The following is a 20,737-nucleotide window of genomic DNA, read 5'->3' as shown; positions in this document are numbered from 1 at the left end:
GAAGGATTGCTCTATGCGTTCAGTCGTCATCAGCGGGACAGGTCTGTTCACCCCCACTCATATCATTACCAATGACGAGTTGGTCGCCGCCTTCAACTCGTATGCCGATGCCCATAACGACAGACACAAAGGCGCCATAGAGCGCGGCGAAATCGCCGCCGTGCCGCATTCAAGCAGCGAATTCATCGAAAAGGCCTCGGGGATAAAACGGCGCTATGTCATGGTCAAGGACGGAATTCTCGACCCTGAACGAATGATGCCCATAATTCCCAGACGTGATGAAAACGACCAGTCTTTTAGCGCCGGAATGGCCGTTGCCGCAGCCAAAGAGGCCATCGAAAGGGCTGGAAAGCAGCCGGCAGACATAGATCTGGTGTTATGCGGCGCTTCGACGTCGGAACGGCCCTGGCCTGCAGTGGCGGTTGAGATTCAGGCAATACTCGGCTGCTCAGGCTACGCCTTCGATATGACCGTTGCCTGCTCGACTGCCACCTTCGCCATCTCTACCGCGATGGATGCCCTGTTGTCCGGCTCCGCCCGCTGTGCGCTGGTGGTCAACCCTGAATTCGCCTCCCCCCAGATCAACTACCGTGATCGCGACAGCCACTTCATCTTCGGCGATGTCGCCACGGCATGCATCCTCGAACTTGAGGAAACATCGACGGCAACACATCGTTTTCGGATCACCGACCGGCAACTGAAAACGTATTTCTCCAATAATATCAGGACCAGCGTAAACTTCCTCACCAAAGCCGAACCCGACATCACATTGGAGCGATTTTTCGAACGCGATCAATTTTTCGCCCAGCAGGGCCGTAAGGTGTTCAAGGAATTGCTGCCGCTGATCTACACGCTGATAGATGGGCAGTTGCAGAAAGAAAGGATCGACATCGGAGAGATCAAGCGCTTGTGGTTGCACCAGGCCAACATCAACATGAACCTGTTCGTCATCCGCCACCTGCTCGGTCGCGATGCGGGAACCGCTGAGGCGCCGGTCGTTCTCGATGAATATGCCAATACCGCCTCAGCCGGATCGATCATCGCCTTCCACAAATACCATGACGATCTGGCCTCGGGCGATAAGGGCATCATCTGCTCATTCGGCGCCGGATACTCGATTGGCAGTCTGATTGTTGAAAAAGTTTGAGTTTTTCCCCCGCCACACGACAACGCGAAGGGAGAATCCCTATTCTTCCTGCTGCGCCCGCTGCACTGCCCCTTTGACCGACATCGCATATGGCTTGTATCCGCGAAGAAATTCCGGGATAGTGTTTCTGGCATTGCGGGCAGCGGTCATCGTCGGATACTCGCCATAATACACGTACTGTACACCGGGGTTTGATTCTCTCCTTAAAATGTAGAATTTGTCCGCCTGCTCCCGGTATTGTTTTTCGCCCAGCATCGCCTTCAGTTTTTTCTCCGCATCACCAGATGTTATGACCATAAGGCGAACCGTATAGCGATCATCCTTAAGCCCTGACAGCCATGAGGCGCCGGCAGCCACCCGACTGGTGTAGATAGTATCAACGCTCTCGGTCTTCCTTGGTTTTTCCGATGCCAGTACCGCAACCTTCTCCGGTTCCGCCGCCTGAGGGCTCTGTTCGGCCGAAACTGCCGGGCCAGGCTCCAACTCCAACTCTTTCTTCTGCTCAATCGCCCTGATCGTAGTCGGGGCAGCCGGCATATCAAAGACATCAGGCTCCTCTTGCTTCAGGATTTTGACCGGCTGACTGGCAATAGTCTCACGAACTGCAGACTCAAGCTCCTCTTTGTGCTTGATGACCTCCTGAGCCTTGATGGTTTGACGAACTATCGGAGTTTCATCGATTGCAGCCGCAGGCTGATCGGCTTCATCGACAACAGCGGTGACTTCCTGCCGTGCCGGCTGACTCTGCGATACCGAATCGACCGTGGTTGACTCTTCCGCCGCCGTCTCTACAACAGGTTCGAGTCGCCGATTAGTTTCAACAGGCGCAGCCGGCAGCTTTTCCTCTTTCTCCGCCTCCCGTTCGGGAGGGCCTGCAGTCGAAGCTGCCAGCAGTTTCTTTTCCTCTGCTTCAGTTCTGGATTCAGTAGCAGGAGTCTCCGGCGACTGCGGCTTCGACACAACCGCCGGTTCGGCGGAAGTCGAAAATGCCGCTGGTGCCGACTCCACAGTTTCAGGAGCTGGAGTCGAAATCGACTCCTGGTCCCGCTGTTTTTTTTCAGCGATATGGGCAACAGGGGCTTCTTTGTTTTCCTGTTTCTCCGGGCCTTGTTGCTCTATGACCCTGGCGTCGGGCTCAACCCGCTCCGTTGCTCCAGGTTTTGAAAGGACGTTGGAGATCTCGGGGTCCTGAGCCACTTCGACCTGAGGCCCGACCGTTTTCCCCTCCGGACGAAACAGAAAAAAGGCCAGAGCAATGCAGATCGCACCACCTCCCCATACCAGGTACCGCCAATTCAGCGTAAATTTCGATTCTGCGACAGCGGAACGTTGCAATCGTCGACGCGGCTTGTCCTGCCCGACTTTCTTCTCCAGTCCAATATCTTCAACAGAGTCGAGTTTGTCCCCACCTTCGGTTTTAACCAACAACTCATCGGCCAGGCGGTTGATTTCTCCGAAACTACCTTGGCTCGAAGCAAAAATAGCCGCAGCTGCCTTGCGGCTGAAAAGCGATCTTTTCTCCGGCGCTTCGCCATGCATGACGGAAGTGAGATACTCGTACGTCTCATCTTCCGTCAGCGGCTCGAGGGAGAAGTGCCTTTCCTCGGCCGGTTGGAAATTGCACAACGCCAGATTCCTGAAATTATCATGGAGACCGCTGCGACCGGCCATGACCATCTGGACGAAGATTCCGCTTTCGTTGGCCAGGTCGAGCATCTTGCGAACCCGCTCCAAGGTGGCGAGAAAAATACGCTCGGCTTCATCGAAGATAAGCACTACACGGAGGTTGTGGTCATGCAGGTGCGATACGGTGCTCTGCAGCAACTCGGCTCTATTCCTGGGTGCTGGATCAGTGATTAGCCCCAGTTTCCGGACTATCGCCTTTAATACGTCCTCGAACGAATCAACCATCCGAGGGAAATAGACAGTGGTAAAAGCGGAGTTCATCCGGTCCTCAAGCATCCGGCACAATACGGTCTTGCCGCTTCCCTCCTCACCGGTCAGTGTCACAATGGGAATTCCGCCGGTCAGGGCGCTCTCCATCTCATCAAGAACCTTCTGGCGCATCCCGCCGGAGAAAAATTTTTCGGTTCCCGCAGATTCACCGAAGGGAGAATGTTTGATCGATACCTGCTCACTCTCGCGGAGTTCTTGTGTATCCATGAATATCGTTAATGCCTGGAGCCTTTGGATTATTGTGATTGACCATCCCTGCCAAGCGATTTGGACAGGTGCTCACACCTGATCATCGTGCAGGGAATTGTCTGTTGAAAAATTATTGATTATACCATCCCGATGCAGACCGGCGCATCTTTTTCTACCCGAACTCCTTCGCCATTGCCGACAACAGGATATGATAGAGGTTCCCGGACATAAAGTCTCTCGCTCACACCTTTCCATATCTGCCATGTTGACTTTGCCGACAAAGGCAGGTAATACTGCGGAATGCCAGTATTTCGTTTATCCAAACAGGTCCTTTTCCCGCCCCCGGAGCTGGCAGAAGAAAGCGGCCTTGTCGCTGTCGGGGGTGACCTGAGTTCGGAAAGACTGATAGCTGCATATAGCCGCGGGATATTTCCCTGGTACGGTGAAGGCGATCCGATTCTCTGGTGGTTCACCTCGCCTCGCCTGGTCCTCTTCCCATCCGAGTTGCGGGTTTCGCGACGACTGGCCCGATACCTGCGAACTACTGGAATTCGCGTCACTGTTGATGCGGCGTTCTCCGAAGTTATCGGCATGTGCGCCGATATCCGGACCGACACCCGACGGGAAACCTGGATTTCGACAGAAATGCAACAGGCCTATGTTCGACTGCACGATCTCGGTTATGCTCACTCCGTCGAATGCTGGAGCGATGGCGGCCTGGTCGGAGGGTTGTATGGGGTGGCGCTGGACCGGGTCTTCTTTGGGGAATCGATGTTCTCAACAATCAGCAATGCCTCGAAGATCGGCCTGATTCACCTGGTCGCCCGCCTCCGGAAACGGTCCTTTCAATTGATCGATTGCCAGATGACCACTCAGCATCTGCTGCGACTCGGCGCCCGGGAAATCACCGGTGAAAGATTCAGCGATCTGCTGCGCCGATATATTCAATCAACAGCCCCAGACGGTAACTGGAACAATGACACGAAAAAAAACTCATGACCGATGCGCCGGATGCGGCCAGACCAAGGATCTTTTGCCGCTTGCCACCAGGATGCTCTGCCAGGGATGCTGCGATCTCATCACCGGTGTCATCGATAATCCCGGCGCCCTGGAGCGTTTGCTGAAGCTGGCAGAAACGAAATCCGACGCCCGTCAGGCTGATGGGAACCAGCCTGCAGCGGAAACGAAGGCACGGGAATTGCCCGACGTTCTTGATGCAGTCCGCTACCGGACAACCGACAGGGATCGCAACACCTGGTATGTGTCCGTCAGCGAGCTTGATGGCCACCCGGTCGAGATATTTGCCTCGACGGCCTTCGATCGCGACCAGCATCTGCAGTCCCGCATTTCGAACCTGACCACGATCACTCGGCTTATTTCCCTCATTCTCCGTCACATCTTTCTGGGTGAGCCCCTGACCCTGGACAAGACGCTGACCCAGTTGAACCGGAGTTCACGACAGAAGAACGATCTTCCTGAGATGCTGGCCCAGGTGCTCAGCAACTATACCAGGAAACAGAATCTGAATGCAGAAAAGGATGTCGACTCGCCGTAGAAAAACCGGATTCCGAAGGATTGGCTAGCTTTCGAGATAGAACTCAAACGGAATAGCCGACCTCACGAAAATTCGGAGGACACGCGAGAGGACATGGAGATCGGGGACGGAAAAGTTCATTTCCCATGAAGGGTGCAGGGATGAATAGCTGGATAGAACTTTCAGGTTGACGAGTTCCATCTCTTCCGGCAGGGCACTCACCACATCCATCACCTCCTGCCGAGAAGCCTTGAGAAGGTAAAGGACCTGCTGTTTGACAACCGGGGTTTCCCTCAACTTCCAGGTAATATTGACCGCATCTTCACGCTGGAACTTGATCTCATGAAGTCGGATGCATTTTTTGTGATGGACGGACAGCCCCTTTTCCGTCAGCAAGGCGCAGTTATCCTTCGCCGTCGGATTCGGTTTGCAGCAGGATGAAAGCTTGACCGACACCGGGTCAAGCGTCGTCAGTTCAATCCGGTTAAAGGCCCCGGTCGGAGTGACCAGCGGGGAGATTCCGCCAAACAGATCTTCCTTGATCCGGTCGATCACCTCCCGCAGTCGCAACCTCCCCTCGCCGATGCGGATATAGATATCCTCAACATTTTCGGCGGGAAGTTTCCCCAACAGGCTCTGAAAGCCATCACCGGCAAGGATATCGAACGGAATCCCATACCGCAGCATCTCCTGGCGCAGGAGAGAGTAACCAACTTCCTGTGACACCTTCCTTCGCCGAAGTCGGAAGCTCTTCGCCAACTCGGCGCGGCTCCGGGGAGTCTTGCAGTCGTTGAGGATCATGGGGTCGAAGTGGACCGGGGTATCGGCACGAATAATCCTCACCATATCTCCGTCATGCAGGATATGATCAGGCGGGACCCGCTTGTTTCTGATCATCGCGCCGAGACATGTGCTACCGATCTGGGTATGAACCCGGAAGGCAAAATCGAGCACGGTCGATCTGAACGGCAGGCAGACCAGGTCTCCATCTGGAGTGTAGGTATATATTTCCTTCTTGCCGCTGGCGGCAATGACATCCCGATACGAGACGAAATCCTCTGAACCCAACACATCGAACATCTCTTGGATTTCCCTGATAAACTGCCCCTGTTTTCCCGATTTGGAGGTCCAGTTGCGAATCAACCCGCGCTGAGCCCGGTGGGCCATTTCCCTCGTGCGGATCTTGAACAGAAATTTTTGTCCCTTGATGATGGCCCGGGCATGCAATCCCTGATATCCAGTGGGTTTCGGGTTGGCGATAAAATCCCGGATGGTCCGTGGGATAGGCTGGAATGCCTGGCTGACAACACCGAGAGCCTGGTAGCAGGACATCGTATCCTCAACGACGATCAGGATTTCCATCGGCGTGTCGATCCGCTTGAGCAGCAACCGGTTGCTCATGTCGTAGTAGGCCCACAGTTCCTTGACTCTGACCGTCACCTCACAGACGACATGGTATTCCTGAGCCTGTCGCTGCAGTTCCGCAACGATCTCGCCGCCTATCGGATCCTTCGTCAACTGCCGGATATGCCCTTTGAGTTTGGCCCCCTGCTTCGGGAACTTATAGGAAAGGGCCAGGTTGTACATCTCACGCTTCAGATTGAACAGGCCGAAGATCGTGGCGAGCGGGGCATAGATATCGATGGTCTCATCGGCTATGCGCTGCCGTTTTCTCTCCGGCAGAGCCTTGAGGGTGCGGAGGTTGTGCAGTCGATCGGCAAGTTTGACCAGCATGACTTCAGGCCTGAGCGCTGCTCCGGAAAAGATCTTGCGATGGGTACGGCGGTGATCCAACTGGCTGTCGCCGGAAACATGCGTTACCTTCGTGCAGCCCTCAACGATGGCCTGGACATAGGCCCCGAATTTCTGCCCGACCACCTCGGCAGTGACCTCTTCAACATCCTCGACGGTATCGTGGAGAAGAGCGGCAGCAAGGATCTCGGGGTGGAGGATATCCATCTCCTCAGCCAGGATTTTCGCTACTGAGCAGGGATGATAGATGTAGGCATCGCCGGACTTACGCCACTGGTCAAAATGCGCCGACGTAGCGAAATCAAGGGCTTCCCAGAAAACCGATGCATCGACGGACCCGGCGAGCAACGTCTGCATCTGTTTTCGATACGCCTCAAGATCGAAGGGGATGCGTCGCATATTCTCCTGATTCGACTTGGAAAAGCAAAACAGGACAAGGGGCATTCAGTCCCTTGTCCATCTTATTTCTTTGCCTGTCTTCCGTGCCTTATGCTACACTGAACACAGATGCAAAGCAGGATATTGTCATAATCCTGCATCAGTCTAACAAAAAACAAATAGCGGGGGAATCAAAAATACCGATGGCCAGGAAAAGATCCCCCAGCAAGACAGGTTCCCAGAGGCCTCGATTCAAGGAGCGGAGAAAGTCAACCGAATCTCCCGTAACGATCGACAGCGATGTTCTCGCCTTTCTGTATCAGCACGGCGCTCCGGCAACATTTAACGACCTGATGGTCGGGTCAGGGTATGCTCAGGCGGGAAAAACCGATCTGGAAACCGCAATTGAACGCCTGATCGCCGACAACCTCGTCAGAAAGAGCGGCAAACGAGAATACACCCTCTGCAAGCATGCGCCTCTTTATGAAGCCGTGCTTGAACAGAACCCCCGAGGATTCGGATTCGGGGCGCATTGCACGAGCACTGTTGACGCCCCGGCTCTCAAACGGGATCCCTTTATTTCCGCATCCCGGATGAGGTTGGCCCGACAAGGGGACCGGATACTGATCCGGGTCCACCGAACACGCAACGACGAACGGCCGGAGGCCTCGGTCATCAAGATTCTGGCCCGGGGAACCGAGCGGATCGCAGGTTTTTTCGTCCGGGACAAGACCGGTGGTCATGTCGTTCCCGAAGATATACGCTTTCCATTTACAGTCTCCGTTGATATCGGCAAGTTCCCTGATCTCCGCGACGGCGAAGTCATCATCGTCAAAATAGACGAGAGCGACGAATCATACAGAAACGTCAGGGGGGAGATACTCGAAGTCCTCGGTCCAGCAGACAATATTGATGTCCAGATGCGACTGGTGATCGAAAAATTCAGACTTCCGCATGTTTTCAGCGAGCAGACGGAGGAGGAAACAGCCGCGCTGACGGCCGAAATCGCCCCGGAACATGGCAGGGAAGATCTGCGCGATATCCTGCACGTGACAATCGACGGGGAAACGGCCAAGGATTTCGACGACGCCGTCGCTGTGATCAAAACAAAGAACGGCTACCGGCTCTATGTCTCAATCGCCGATGTCAGTCATTTCGTTCCAACCGGATCGGCCATCGATCACGATGCCTACGAGAGGGGGACATCCATCTATTTTCCCGGCAGGGTTATTCCCATGCTGCCGGAAAAACTCTCCAACAATCTCTGTAGTTTGATGCCCGACCAGGACCGGCTTGCCCTGACCGCCATCCTCAGTTTCGATCGCCAGGGCACGCTGAAGGACAAACGTCTGGTGCGGTCGATCATCCGCAGCCGGCAACGGTTTACCTACACAACCGTGCGGAAGATATTAGTCGATCAGGATAAGGAGACCAGAAACACCTATAAACCATTTCTTACGCCGCTCAAATGGGCTGGAGAGCTGGCAAAGGCCCTGCGCCAGAAACGGCGGGACCGTGGCGCCCTCGGCTTCACTCTACCGGAAGCGGACATCGAACTCGAAGAGGACGGACGGATCAAGGCGATCAGGAGGGCGGAACACAATTTCGCCCATCAGGTCATCGAGGAGTTCATGCTGGCGGCCAATGAAGCGGTGGCCGCCACCTTCACCGAGCAACAAAGGAAAAGCCTCTATCGCATTCATGAACTGCCGGATCCGGACAAGGTCGAGGAATTCAGCATATTCGCCAAGACCCTCGGACTCCAGTTGCCAAAAGTCGAAAACAGCCCGCACTGGTTCGCCAGGGTACTCGACCTGTGCAGCGGCAGTCCGAAGGAATATATCGTCAACAATCTCCTCTTGAGGACCATGCAGCAGGCACGGTACTCCCCTGACAACGCCGGCCACTTCGGTCTCGCCGCCACCGACTATACCCATTTCACTTCGCCGATCAGGAGGTATCCCGACCTGATGGTCCACCGTGAGGTATGCCGGATGATCAATCTGCAGCACGACGGAGAGACGTCCCACCGGAAACATTTCGCCCTCAAGGAGGCCGGTGATTATCTATCGACCCGAGAACGGATCGCCATCAGCGCCGAACGCGAAATTACCGACCGGCTGAAACTGATCTTCATGGAAAAGCATATCGGAGAAACTTTTGATGCAGTGATCTCAGGCGTCACCGACACTCTTTTATTTGTCGAGCTGCTGCAACTGTTTGTCAATGGCGCCGTCGCCGTCGAGGATATCGAAGGCGAGCATTTTTTTCATGACCCCCGTCATCACCGTCTCACAGGTGAACTCAGTCGGAAGGTTTATCAGATCGGCAACCTCGTGCGAGTGATCTTGATCGATGTCGACAGATCGCGGAAACGAATCAGCTTCAAACTGGCTTCTGACAAGGAGGAAATCCAAGGATAGAACAGAACAGTCCGTTACAGCTGATAAAAACAAAAACATTGCCGCTGCATTTCCAACTTGACGAAGGCGGCTATTTCTCATAAATAATCTGGATACGATCGATAGTTAATTTTATCCCCACCATAAGGGAGAGTGCTCGATATGGAAGAGAAAAACCTGATCGATTTTTTTTTCAGCAGTCCTTTTGCCCAGGGTCTGGCCCTTGGTCTTGTATTCTGCATCATCATCTATATCCGCGGCTTTCTGCGGCGGCGCGAACTGACGAAGGAGGTCGCCCGCCTGCGGTCTCATCTGCATACCAAGCTCGAAATCGATTCCGCCGACAATGAACGACGGAAAATTGAGATGAACTCCCTCCGGCAGGAACGCGACAACCTGAGAATTACAGTGCAATCCCTGAACCAGAAACCGGGGCGGAAAGAGATCCGCCAGTACTTTATCTGCCAGACAGCTCTCGATATCATGTTTGAGAAAGCGCCTGGGTTCGCCCCTGCCTGGCAGATCACTCTCAAGGAAGCCGAGAGCCTTTTCGAGAAATCGGAACGGGGAGTCGTACCCCTGCTCAAGCGCCTGATGCCGACAACCCCAGACAAGCAGGCGGAAGAATACGAAAAAATCAGCAGGCTCAGCATCGCCGATACTGTCAACAAATAGCGGTATCGCGATCCAGGGTTTTTTTGTCCGTCACCGTTTCGTCACAGAGGATATCCGGGTACGGCGTCATAACCAGTAGCATGGGTCAAACGACAGCTCACAACTTAAATAAAATTAAATTATATCAATATCTTTATTATCTTTAGACCCCATCATTGAGTTGGGGATTTTACGGATATTTTCAGAATTTTTATGCATATCGACCCCTCATTACTCGACCATTTCGCCATCGTCCTCGTCAATCCCAAATTTGCCGAAAATATCGGAGCCGCCGCCCGTATCGCATATAACATGGGACTCTCCCGTCTCATCCTCGTTCGCGACAGCCCTCCCGATTACGAGACTATGGCTAAAATGGCCACCCACAAGGCGGTCCATCTCATCGACACCATGGAACGACACGCCACCCTGGAGCAAGCCCTGGCGCCTTTCTCCATCGTCATTGGAACGACAGCCCGACGGGGGCGCCAGCGTCTTCTCGAAAAAAACCCTCGAACAGTCGTCGAAGAACTGCTGCCGCAGATTGCCTCCAACCAGATCGCCTTTGTCTTCGGCCCTGAAAACTACGGCCTGTCCAACGACGACCTCAAATACTGCCAGATGACCTCCGCCATCCCTACCGCCGATTTTTCTTCTCTGAATCTGGCCCAGGCGGTGGCCATTCACTGCTATGAACTGTATTACGGCATCATCCATACTCAAAAGGACATGAAACCAGCGCCCCAGTTCGCTTCGACCTTCGAACTGGAGGGGATGTACAGCCATATCGAGACCGTTCTTCTGCGGATCAATTTTCTCCACGAGAAAAGCCACACCTACTGGATGAACAATATCCGCCAGCTCCTCAACCGGATACGCCTGACATCCAAAGACACCAATATCATCAGGGGCGTATGCCGACAGTTTCTCTGGCATCAATCCCTTACCGACGTCAAGCCATCACAGGAAGACAACCCCACATGACCAGGCCACTGCCAAATCTCGAGAACATCCCTTCGAACAAGTTTTATCCTCCCCACATTGATGTTTCACGGTCTCTGCTCCGGACGGGACTCCTCACCACACGTCTGAACGACGCCCTTGCATCCAACAAGCTCATCGTCATCGAAGCACAGGCCGGCCAGGGGAAGAGCGTCCTGGTCGCCCAGTTCCTGACCTATCACCGCCTCAACCATATCTGGTACCAGATCGGATCCGAGGATGCCGACCCCTTCTGCGTACTCTCCTCCCTTCTCTTCAATCTCAACGAAAAATATCCGGAATTGGCCGGAACCGAACTCGAATCAATTCTCTACAACGGCAAACTGGGGTCTCTTGATCTCCAGAGATGTGCCAATCTGCTGCTCCATGAGTTTGCCACACGTCTCCCCCACAATCTCTATATCGTCTTTGACGATACCCATCTCCTCACCGACAACCACCTGACCAACACTCTGATCGATTACCTCATCGACACCTCACCGCCAAAGTTGAGGTTTGTTTTGACCAGTCGATTTCCGCTGCACTTGAAGTGCAGGGTCCTGCGAAACAACAATTCAATCTGCCGTCTGAGGACAGGGGACCTCGCCTTCACTGGAAAAGAGATTGAAGAGTACTTGACCTCCGTCCTGAAGAGAAAGCCTGACAAAAAACGTGTCGAAGACATACTTCGCGTTACCGGCGGATGGATCATGGGCGTCGTCCTCGCCGGCCACGCCAGCGACGGCTGGGACAAATTACCGTCGGAGACCGCCGTCTCCGGCTCAATGTCACCTGTCGAACAACAGTATTTATTTGATTTCTTTCGAGATGAGATTTTCGCCCAGATCCCGAAAGATCTGCATGACGCCCTCCTGAAACTCTCCTGCCTTTCCGACATTCCTCTCCAGCTTGCACGGATCATTTCCAGGAGAGAGGACATTGACTCCATTCTTGCGGATCTGGTTGTCCGCAACCTCTTCATATACTACCAGGAAGGACATCTGCAGACCTTCCGCCTGCACGGGCTTTTCCAGGAATTCCTGCAACAGCAGGCAACAATCCGGATCGCACCTGACGAATTGAGGAGAGTCCGGATCAGCGAAGCCGAATATTATCTCTACCAGGGAATAGTGGACAAAGCGATTCTCTGCTACATTCATGCCGGTGATTTTCCCGCAATCGAATCGGTGCTGATCGAAAGAGGGACCGATCTCCTCCAACGGAACACTATGTTCAGCATCCTCTCAGCCCTCGAATCAATCCCCGAGGCCACGATCCATCGCCATAGCTGGATCGCACTCTATGTCGGTCTACTGCGCTTCGATCTCATCCCGCACACCACCCTGCCTTTCTTTGAGTCGGCGCAAACCACATTCTCCCGCACCGGTGAAGAGAAGGGAGAAATCATGAGCCTGGCGATGACCACCTACTACCACATTATCGTGTCAGGCAACTATCGCGCCGGCGCCGCCTTCCTGCCGCGCTTGAACGAACTCCTGCTGAAAAAGACGACAACACTTCCCCGGCCAGTCAGGAATTTGGCGGCCCGCAGCCTGGCTTTCGGTTTTTTCCTCTTTGCAGGGGACACAAAAAAAGCCCGCTCCTGCCTTGCATTGCAGGGTTCGCAGGAAGGGAGACGGCAGCAGTCAGCGATTGCCGGAGGCAGGTTTATCCGCGGATATATCGAAATGTTCAGCGGCAGCCATGCCGTATGCATGAAGGAAGCAGAGGCCTGTTATGCCCTCCTCAGTCACCCACTCGTGGCCATGTCCGACAAACTGTTTATCCGAACGCTGCTCCTCTGCCGTCTGTCAATGATCGGAGATCAACTCAATTTCTCGGCAGAACTCAAGGCTATTGAACGGATGTTCACCCCTAAGGTGCTGGAACGAACATTTGCGGCACTCCACTTTCATGCCTGGGAGAGCAGCAATCTCTTCGCACTGGGCAGGACCGCCGAAGCCATGGATATCCTTCATCGGGGGATGGCGATCGCTGTACAGAAAACGACACCGTATATGCAGAGTCAGATCCTTCAATGGAAGGCTTTCGGCCACGCCCTGCTTGGCCAGAGAGATGAGGCATTGGCCGCCATTAAGCTGTCCATCCATCTGCACAATGAGTCAGGAGGTTCACTCCACCACACCTTCAACGCGATAATGGCCGGCACGGTCTACTCCCGTCTCGGTATGGCAGATGAGGCGGAATCCTGCTTCGAACAAGGTCTGGAGGGAGCCAAATGTATACCCTCCCATTATTTTCTCATCTGCGTGTATCTCAATCGAAGCCACCACAAACTTGTCACCAGGGGACCGGAACCGGCGCTCGATGACCTCAGGACCGGCCTGGTACTGATGCGGATGCACCAAGTCGAGCATTTCTGGACCTGGGAACCGGCTATGATGACCCTACTCTTGTCACTTGCGGTGGAAAACGATATCGAAAAGGATTTTGTCACCGCCCTGGCGCAGAAGACACTCGATATCTCAGTAAACGATTCCGGGGACCTGATGCCCCAACTTCACTTCTTCCTGCTCGACCATTTCCATATCAGCCTTGGCGGCCGTACTATTTTTCAGGCCAGCAACTTTTCACCATCGCAGCGCGAATTGCTGAGCATCCTGCTTACCACCAAAGGACAGCAGATAAACCAGGAACAAGTCCAGCTTGCCATCTGGCCCGACTCCCCTCCGATCAATGCCAGAAGAAGCTTCGACACCCTTCTGACTCGCCTGCGAAACCGGATTGATCCAGCCCTGCCGCACTCTGCCAAGCTGTATCTGGTTTTAAAGAAGGGAATACTCGAACTCGCCCATTCCCAGACAGATGCGTTGCAATTCATCGCCGCGGCCCGGGCCGGCCTGCGCCATGCCCGGGCCAGGGAACGGTGGCAGGCCGGCAACGCCTTCCGAACGGCCTTCAGCCTGCTCAACGGATTGTGGCCCGAAGACACCTTCTGCAGCGAGAAAGCGGTGGCCTTGAATGATCAGATCATCAGCACCCTGATCGAAGCGACCATCTCCTGGGCTGCCATAATGGTCAGAGCCGGAGAGACCGAGGAAGCTATGTCCCTCGTTGAACGGTCTGTGAACATCTATTTTTACGATGAGCGATTGGTCAGCCTGCTCTATGCCCTGTACCGGGACAGCAGCAACCATCTCAAGGCCGGGAATACCCTCGAACGTTACAAATCGGTTTTAAAGAGAAACAAATACACTGATGAAGAAATCGATGATCTGCAGGACGAAATTATCTCGTTTTCCCTCAAAAAATTAGTCGACCTGACGGCCTGAGCAGTTTTCGTCCGGAAACTATGGAGTATCTCCGGCCATACCGTTCAACCCTCTAAGCGGACATCGATCGCACAGGGGGGTTGTCTTTTTGCAGAAATGCTTGCCAGCCATGACGATCAGGGCATGAAACTCGTTGTACAGGGCAGCATCTCGAGGGAGACGACCCTCGAACTCCTCCTGGATACTGTCATAATCGCTCTCTTCCGCGACCAGACCATGGCGGGAGAATATCCGATGGGTGTAGGCATCGATCACAAAGACCGGATGCCCACCGGCGTAGAGAAGGATCGAATCGGCCGTCTCCGGGCCGATCCCCTGAACTGAAAGCAGGTTCTCACGGGCCATTGCCGTCTGGTCGGCTAGCAATCCGTCGAGGTTACCGTCGTATCTGTCACGGATCATCGCCAGGAGGTTCTTCAACCGCCTGGTCTTGATATTGTAGTATCCGGACGGTCTGACGTACTCCGCCAGCACCTCCGCAGGCAATTCGAGAAGACTATAAAAATCCAGCACCCCGGCATCCTTGAGGTTGACGATCGCCTTCCTGACATTCTCCCAGTTGGTGTTCTGGGTCAGGATTGCGCCGACCACGATCTCAATTGGCGTCTCTCCCGGCCACCATCCCTGGCCGCCAAAGTGTTGAAACAGCCGGGTATATGCTTCGACAAATGCATTACGGCCACCCACGTTCGGACTCTCCCTAAGAGATTGGCATTTCAATGCCACTATCACCTAGACAGATGCCGATTTCACGGGCCGTCAGGACCTTATCGTCATCAAGGTTGACCTTCTTCCGGGCCATTATTGCCTCGGCGATCGGCACAGCGATCATCCGTGAGTTGCTGAGAGCCACCATGTGGTCGAAGGTCCTCTGCTCGATCATGCGAACGGCGGCGGCACCAAAGCGCAAGGCCAGCAGGCGGTCGAATGTCGTCGGCGTCCCACCGCGCTGCAGATGGCCAAGTACCAGCGATCGGGTATCTTTGTCGGTCCGCTTGCGTATTTCGTTGGCTACCCATTCGCCGACTCCTCCAAGGATCACCTCTTCCCGGCCAAGTTCACCGCTCCCCCTGTTGAAGGCCTTGCCGTCAGATGTCACTGCCCCTTCGGCGACGACAACAATGGCATAATGCTTATCATGGAGGGCGTTGTCGGCAATCTTGTCACAAACCTGCTCTATATCAAAGGGAATCTCCGGGATGAGAATGACATCGGCCCCGCCGGAAATACCGGAATACAGCGCAATCCATCCGGAATCACGTCCCATGACCTCGACCACCATCACCCGGTCGTGGGACTTTGCCGTCGAATGGAGTTTGTCGATGGCATCGGTCGCCGTGGCCACGGCCGTATCGAAACCGAAAGTGCGACTGGTGGCCATCAGATCGTTGTCGATGGTTTTCGGCACGCCGATGACCGGCATCCCCTTCTGGGCAAAACGGTGCGCGATCTCAAGGCTGCCGTCGCCGCCGATGGCAATATGGCAATCGAATTTCATACGATTGAAATTTCGAAGAATCTTGTCCGAGATATCGACAATCTGGATCTCGCCGGCGAGGTTTTCAACCGGTTTTGAGAACGGATTGCCCTTGTTGGTCGACCCGAGGATAGTGCCACCGGTAGCGTAGATCCCCTCGACATCTTTCAAGGTAAGGCGAATCATCTCATCAACATTCATCAATCCGCCATAGCCGCTGCGGCTGCCGTATACTTCCCAACCACGTCTGTAACAGGAATGGACTACTGCATATATCACCGCGTTAAGGCCGGGAGCGTCGCCTCCACCGGTGGAAATCACGATCTTTTTCATACTGTTCTCCGGGTTGTAATCCGTCGATGGATTTGATGCCGATTGGTCGGCTTGGGTTATGCCGGGCTTCTTCCATTCAGCTTCATTAAATGGCCCGACTATCAACTCTATTGTTGTTTTCTCTTTGTAATGATTAGGACTTTATCATTCCATATTTTGGCAAGGCAAGGAAAAACAGCATATTCCAACCGCTTTCCCTTGCCATCGCCGGCAAATTCCTTTATCGATGAAAATTGAGTCATAAGAAATTTTCGCGGAGTGGTCAATTGACTTCTTTTCGGGCTGGTCTTACTATGTCGTAAACGAACCGCTTCCCCGCGGAAGCACTCATGACAACCGCAGACAATCCCTTTAGCCATAGAAGATAAGGAGGCTTTTACATGTCTGAATTCAGCGTTACAACAATGGCAGTAGAAAAACTCAAGGAGTACATGGAGCAGAACAATATAGATTCTGCACTTCGTATCGCACTGATGCAGGGCGGCTGATCCGGCCCCTCCCTGGGATTGGCTCTGGATGAGCCAAAGACAAACGACAAGGTGTACGAAAACAACTCCCTCAAATTCCTGGTCGAAGAAGGTCTTCTTCGTACGTGTGGCTCGATCAAGGTAGATTTCATCGATGCCGGACCTCGTTCCGGTTTCGGCATTACCTCTGCGAACCCCATCGGGGGCGGCGGATGCAGCTCGGGATCATGTGGATCCGGTAGTTGCGGCTGATATTTTTCTGAAATACGAGTGCTTGTTGCCGGATAAAGATTAATCCGGTGTTTTCAGGCAAAATCAGAGATTCAAGAGGGCGGATCTTTTTCACGAGATCCGCCCTTTCTCTTTTCAGATCAATCACTTCTTCAAAACCCTCTCCTTGACTGGTCGAGCATCAATCCTTAGCTTATCTGTACCTTTGAAACCGCAAGTACACACTTTGCATCTCAACAGGATACTGTATCGGAGGAGTATATGCAGTTTGACAAGTTCACCCTGAAATCCCAGGAAGCAATCCAGGCGGCGCAGCAACTGGCACAGGATAATTCCAACCAGGAAATCCATCCCGCCCATCTCGTCAAGGCCATCCTGGTCCAGCCGAACGGCTCTGTCGTTCCGGTGTTACAGAAGATGGGGATCGATCCTTCGCTCGTCCTCATGGGCGCCAACCGGCTGATCGAACAGATCCCCCGGGTATCAGGAAGCGGCGCTGGACAGGTCTATGCTTCGCCGGAACTGAAGAGAATCCTCGATTCGTCCTTTGCCATCGCCAGTCAGATGCAGGACGCCTATGTCAGCCAGGAGCACCTCTTTCTGGCCCTCATCCGTGACCAGAAAAGCAGTGCCGCGGCAACACTCGCCCAGAGTGGTATCGACGAAAGGAGATTCCTCGAGGCGTTGCAGACCATCCGCGGCGAGCATCGAGTAACCGATCAGTATCCCGAGGAAAAATACCAGGCACTTGAAAAATACGGCCGCAACCTTACCGACATCGCCAAGCGCGGCAAGCTTGATCCGGTGATCGGCCGTGATGAGGAAATTCGTCGAATCATCCAGGTCCTGTCACGCCGCACCAAGAACAATCCGGTACTGATCGGCGAGCCCGGAGTCGGCAAGACCGCCATTGTCGAGGGACTGGCACAGAGAATCGTCAACGGCGACATCCCGGCTACACTGAAGAACAAACAGGTCATCACCCTCGATCTCGGGGCCCTCGTCGCCGGTGCCAAATACCGCGGCGAATTCGAGGACCGGCTCAAGGCTGTCCTCAAAGAGGTGGAAAAACGCGCCGGGGAGATCATCCTCTTCATCGACGAGATCCACACTCTGGTAGGGGCCGGAGCCGCCGAAGGATCAATGGATGCCTCCAACATGTTGAAGCCGGCTCTGGCACGTGGCGAACTGCATTGTGTCGGGGCAACCACCCTCGATGAGTACCGGAAGTATATCGAGAAGGATAGCGCCCTCGAACGCCGATTCCAACCAGTCCTGGTGGTCGAACCGAGCGTCGAGGACACCATCGCCATCCTGCGCGGGATCAAGGAGAAGTACGAGGTCCATCACGGTGTCCGGATCCAGGATGCCGCCACCGTCGCCGCCGTCATCCTCTCTAATCGCTACATCACCGACCGTTTTCTTCCCGACAAGGCCATCGACCTGATCGACGAGGCCGCATCGAAACTGCGCATAGAGATCGATTCGATGCCGCTGGAAATAGATGAGCTCGAACGTCACAAAATCAAACTCGAGATTGAACAGGAGGCTTTGAAAAAGGAAACCGACAAGGCCTCCCAGGAACGGCTCGATGAGCTGAGAAAAAAACTGGCCGAGCTCAACGAGCGACTGGTGGCGATGCGGGGCCAGTGGACTCTCGAAAGGGATACCATCCAGAGCATCCGCAAGATCAAGGAAACCATGGAGGCGGCCCAGGTCGAGGAACAACGGGCGGAAAGGGCCGGCGACCTGAGCAAGGTCGCAGAAATCCGCTACGGACGGATCGTCCAGTTACAGAGGGATCTGGAAGACGCCAACAACAAACTTCAAGACATACAGGCCAATCACAGGATGCTGAAGGAAGAGGTCGGCGCCGAAGATGTCGCGAGCGTTGTCGCCAAATGGACCGGAATCCCCGTAGACCGCCTGCTCGAAGGGGAAAAGGACAAACTCATCCATGCCGAAACAAACCTGAAAAAACGGGTCATCGGCCAGGATGCGGCCATTGTTTCCGTTGCCAATGCCGTGCGCCGCGCCCGGGCCGGGCTGCAGGACCCCGACCGTCCCCTCGGCTCCTTTCTCTTTCTCGGCCCGACCGGTGTCGGCAAGACCGAATTGGCCAGAGCACTTGCCGATTTCCTGTTCGACAGCGACCAGGCAATGATCCGCATCGATATGTCGGAATTCATGGAAAAGCACTCTGTCGCCAGGCTGATCGGCGCTCCGCCTGGTTATGTCGGGTATGATGAGGGCGGATATCTCACCGAAGCCGTCCGCCGGCGTCCCTATGCCGTCATTCTTTTAGACGAGATTGAAAAGGCGCATCCCGATGTCTTCAACGTGTTGCTTCAGGTTCTCGACGACGGCCGGATGACCGATGGCAAAGGTCGAACCGTCGACTTCAAGAACACCATCCTGATCATGACCTCCAACCTCGGTAGCCATCTGATCATGAAAATGGCGGAGGGCCATGCCTCATTTGAAGAAATACGGATACAGATCGAGGAAATCCTCCACAACGAGTTCAAACCCGAGTTCCTCAACCGGATCGACGAAACGATTATTTTCCATAGTCTCGGCAAGGAAGAGATGCTCCGCATCGTCGACATCCAACTGAACAGGCTCAATGAACGTCTGCAGGAACGTAATATCACCCTGCATATCCGCCAAAGCGCCAGGCAGTTTCTCGTCGATACCGGTTACAACCCGGTCTTCGGAGCCCGGCCGCTGAAAAGGGCGATCCAGCGCCACCTCGAAGATCCTCTTGCCATGGACATCCTCGAAGGGAGATACACGGAGAACGATCACATCCTCGTCGAGGCCGGCAGCAGCGGCATCACCTTTTCCAAACAGCAGAAATCCTGAGCCAACATCGGGTATTAGAGCCCCACCACATTGGGAGAAAAGTCGACAAATTTCCACTTTTCTCCCAATCCGATTGCCCGTGCTCTCTCCTGCAGGTATCATGGCGTCTGATTACACTTCGAATCAGTGAAACGAGAGGAAGAAATGACAAACAATCATTGCAGCGTGACCATGGCCCATATGATGCTTCCCCAGCATGCCAATCCTGCCGGCAACGTCCACGGCGGCGACATTATGAAATTCATTGATGATGCCGCCGGGGTGGTCGCCGCAAAGCATGCCCGCACCAATACAGTGACCGCGTCGATCGATCGGCTTGACTTCCATAGACCTGTGTTCATCGGCAACCTTCTCATTGTCAAGGCTTCTCTGAACGCCACCGGCCGGACCTCCATGGAGATTGGGGTCCGGGTCGAGGCGGAAAACCTCCGGAGTGGCGAGGTAAAGCATATCGCCTCCGCATACCTGACTTTTGTATCTTTGAATGCAGATGGCCGGCCGACACCGGTTCCTCCCTATACCCCCATCACTGAAGAAGGCATCCGCAGGGCACGGGAGGCCATGCACAGGAAGGAATGCCATTTGCAGGTCCAATCAAAGACACTCACCAAAGATGACGAAACAAGCTGAAGATATTACAATAAACTATGAAGAAGACGGGGTTCTCCTCGTCAAGGAACTCGACAAGGAGCTTCTTTCCAAAGGGGCGTGGACGACTATTCTCTTCCGCTACCAGAACTGGGACAAGAGCAAGGGCGAATTTACGAAAGACATGTACACGATCCGTCGCTACCAGAAGCGCCAGGGTGAATATATCCCGAAGTCGAAGTTCAATATCTCGAGCAGTGAACAAGCAGAGAAAATCATTACAACTCTGCAGAAATGGGTGGATTCTGGAAGATGAGAAGAGACGGATATCGTTATGCAGTGAAAAGGGTTTGTTCAGCATGACCAAAGAATTTCAACAATCAATGAAAATCGATCTTGACATGGTCCAGGAGATACAGTAGTTTGCCGCGGTCTTTGGGTGACGGGACGTGTTGAATGAAGCGCGTGTGGTTGCGAAGAGGCGTGGCGG

At 54.1% G+C, this 20,737-nt stretch carries 15 protein-coding genes; 11 read left to right on the top strand and 4 right to left on the bottom strand.

What is annotated here, in order from left to right:
• Window positions 1–13: 13 nt before the first annotated feature.
• The gene (locus HNQ81_RS13115; protein ID WP_183351762.1) at window positions 14–1,147 is read left to right on the top strand and encodes a beta-ketoacyl-ACP synthase III; all 1,134 of its coding nucleotides are present in this window, start codon (window positions 14–16) and stop codon (window positions 1,145–1,147) included.
• Window positions 1,148–1,186: 39 nt separating this feature from the next.
• On the opposite strand, the gene HNQ81_RS13110 is transcribed toward HNQ81_RS13115, so the two are convergent.
• Window positions 1,187–3,310: an AAA family ATPase gene (locus tag HNQ81_RS13110; protein WP_183351761.1), complete on the bottom strand. Its 2,124-nt coding sequence runs from the start codon at window positions 3,308–3,310 to the stop codon at window positions 1,187–1,189.
• A gap of 282 nt (window positions 3,311–3,592) precedes the next feature.
• Between HNQ81_RS13110 and aat the strand changes: the two genes are divergently transcribed.
• Window positions 3,593–4,291: a leucyl/phenylalanyl-tRNA--protein transferase gene (aat, locus tag HNQ81_RS13105; protein ID WP_183351760.1), complete on the top strand. Its 699-nt coding sequence runs from the start codon at window positions 3,593–3,595 to the stop codon at window positions 4,289–4,291.
• A complete protein-coding gene (locus HNQ81_RS13100; protein ID WP_183351759.1) occupies window positions 4,269–4,847 on the top strand; it encodes a TSCPD domain-containing protein in 579 nt (192 codons plus the stop codon). The genes aat and HNQ81_RS13100 overlap by 23 nt, the downstream gene beginning before the upstream one ends.
• A 24-nt stretch (window positions 4,848–4,871) precedes the next feature.
• Here the strand turns inward: HNQ81_RS13100 and HNQ81_RS13095 are convergent, their stop codons facing one another.
• Complete coding sequence (locus tag HNQ81_RS13095) at window positions 4,872–6,977, bottom strand: RelA/SpoT family protein (protein ID WP_183351758.1); 2,106 nt, start codon at window positions 6,975–6,977, stop codon at window positions 4,872–4,874.
• On the opposite strand from HNQ81_RS13095, the gene rnr reads away from it, so the two are divergent.
• The 4 genes from rnr to HNQ81_RS13075 all read left to right on the top strand — a co-directional run bounded on the left by rnr (window position 6,902) and on the right by HNQ81_RS13075 (window position 14,286).
• Entirely contained in the window at window positions 6,902–9,379 is a 2,478-nt protein-coding gene (gene rnr, locus HNQ81_RS13090; RefSeq protein WP_337833456.1) for a ribonuclease R, read from the top strand. The genes HNQ81_RS13095 and rnr overlap by 76 nt on opposite strands.
• A 141-nt stretch (window positions 9,380–9,520) precedes the next feature.
• Window positions 9,521–10,033 carry a hypothetical protein gene (locus HNQ81_RS13085; RefSeq protein ID WP_183351756.1) on the top strand — a complete coding sequence of 171 codons (513 nt, stop codon included), beginning with the start codon at window positions 9,521–9,523 and terminating at the stop codon, window positions 10,031–10,033.
• A gap of 192 nt (window positions 10,034–10,225) precedes the next feature.
• A complete protein-coding gene (locus tag HNQ81_RS13080; protein WP_183351755.1) occupies window positions 10,226–10,996 on the top strand; it encodes an RNA methyltransferase in 771 nt (256 codons plus the stop codon).
• On the top strand, window positions 10,993–14,286 hold the full coding sequence (locus tag HNQ81_RS13075) for an AfsR/SARP family transcriptional regulator (RefSeq protein WP_183351754.1): 3,294 nt from the start codon (window positions 10,993–10,995) through the stop codon (window positions 14,284–14,286). The genes HNQ81_RS13080 and HNQ81_RS13075 overlap by 4 nt, the downstream gene beginning before the upstream one ends.
• An 18-nt stretch (window positions 14,287–14,304) precedes the next feature.
• Here the strand turns inward: HNQ81_RS13075 and HNQ81_RS13070 are convergent, their stop codons facing one another.
• A complete protein-coding gene (locus tag HNQ81_RS13070) occupies window positions 14,305–14,973 on the bottom strand; it encodes an endonuclease III domain-containing protein (RefSeq protein ID WP_337833455.1) in 669 nt (222 codons plus the stop codon).
• A gap of 13 nt (window positions 14,974–14,986) precedes the next feature.
• Window positions 14,987–16,096, bottom strand: coding sequence for a 6-phosphofructokinase (locus tag HNQ81_RS13065; protein ID WP_183351753.1), 1,110 nt, complete (start codon window positions 16,094–16,096; stop codon window positions 14,987–14,989).
• 380 nt (window positions 16,097–16,476) lie between these two features.
• Between HNQ81_RS13065 and HNQ81_RS17955 the strand changes: the two genes are divergently transcribed.
• The 4 genes from HNQ81_RS17955 (at window position 16,477) to HNQ81_RS13045 (ending at window position 20,563) form a co-directional block, all read left to right on the top strand.
• Complete coding sequence (locus HNQ81_RS17955; protein WP_337833454.1) at window positions 16,477–16,815, top strand: IscA/HesB family protein; 339 nt, start codon at window positions 16,477–16,479, stop codon at window positions 16,813–16,815.
• 240 nt (window positions 16,816–17,055) lie between these two features.
• Window positions 17,056–19,659 carry an ATP-dependent chaperone ClpB gene (gene clpB / locus HNQ81_RS13055; RefSeq protein WP_183351751.1) on the top strand — a complete coding sequence of 868 codons (2,604 nt, stop codon included), beginning with the start codon at window positions 17,056–17,058 and terminating at the stop codon, window positions 19,657–19,659.
• A gap of 171 nt (window positions 19,660–19,830) precedes the next feature.
• Window positions 19,831–20,289, top strand: coding sequence for an acyl-CoA thioesterase (locus tag HNQ81_RS13050; protein WP_244960482.1), 459 nt, complete (start codon window positions 19,831–19,833; stop codon window positions 20,287–20,289).
• Window positions 20,273–20,563: a hypothetical protein gene (locus HNQ81_RS13045; RefSeq protein ID WP_183351750.1), complete on the top strand. Its 291-nt coding sequence runs from the start codon at window positions 20,273–20,275 to the stop codon at window positions 20,561–20,563. Before HNQ81_RS13050 ends, HNQ81_RS13045 begins: the two co-directional genes overlap by 17 nt.
• Window positions 20,564–20,737 lie beyond the last annotated feature (174 nt).

The sequence above is a fragment of the Desulfoprunum benzoelyticum genome, assembly GCF_014201505.1.
GTDB classification, from domain to species: Bacteria; Desulfobacterota; Desulfobulbia; order Desulfobulbales; family Desulfocapsaceae; genus Desulfoprunum; species Desulfoprunum benzoelyticum.
This window is presented reverse-complemented; position numbering and strand designations above follow the sequence as displayed.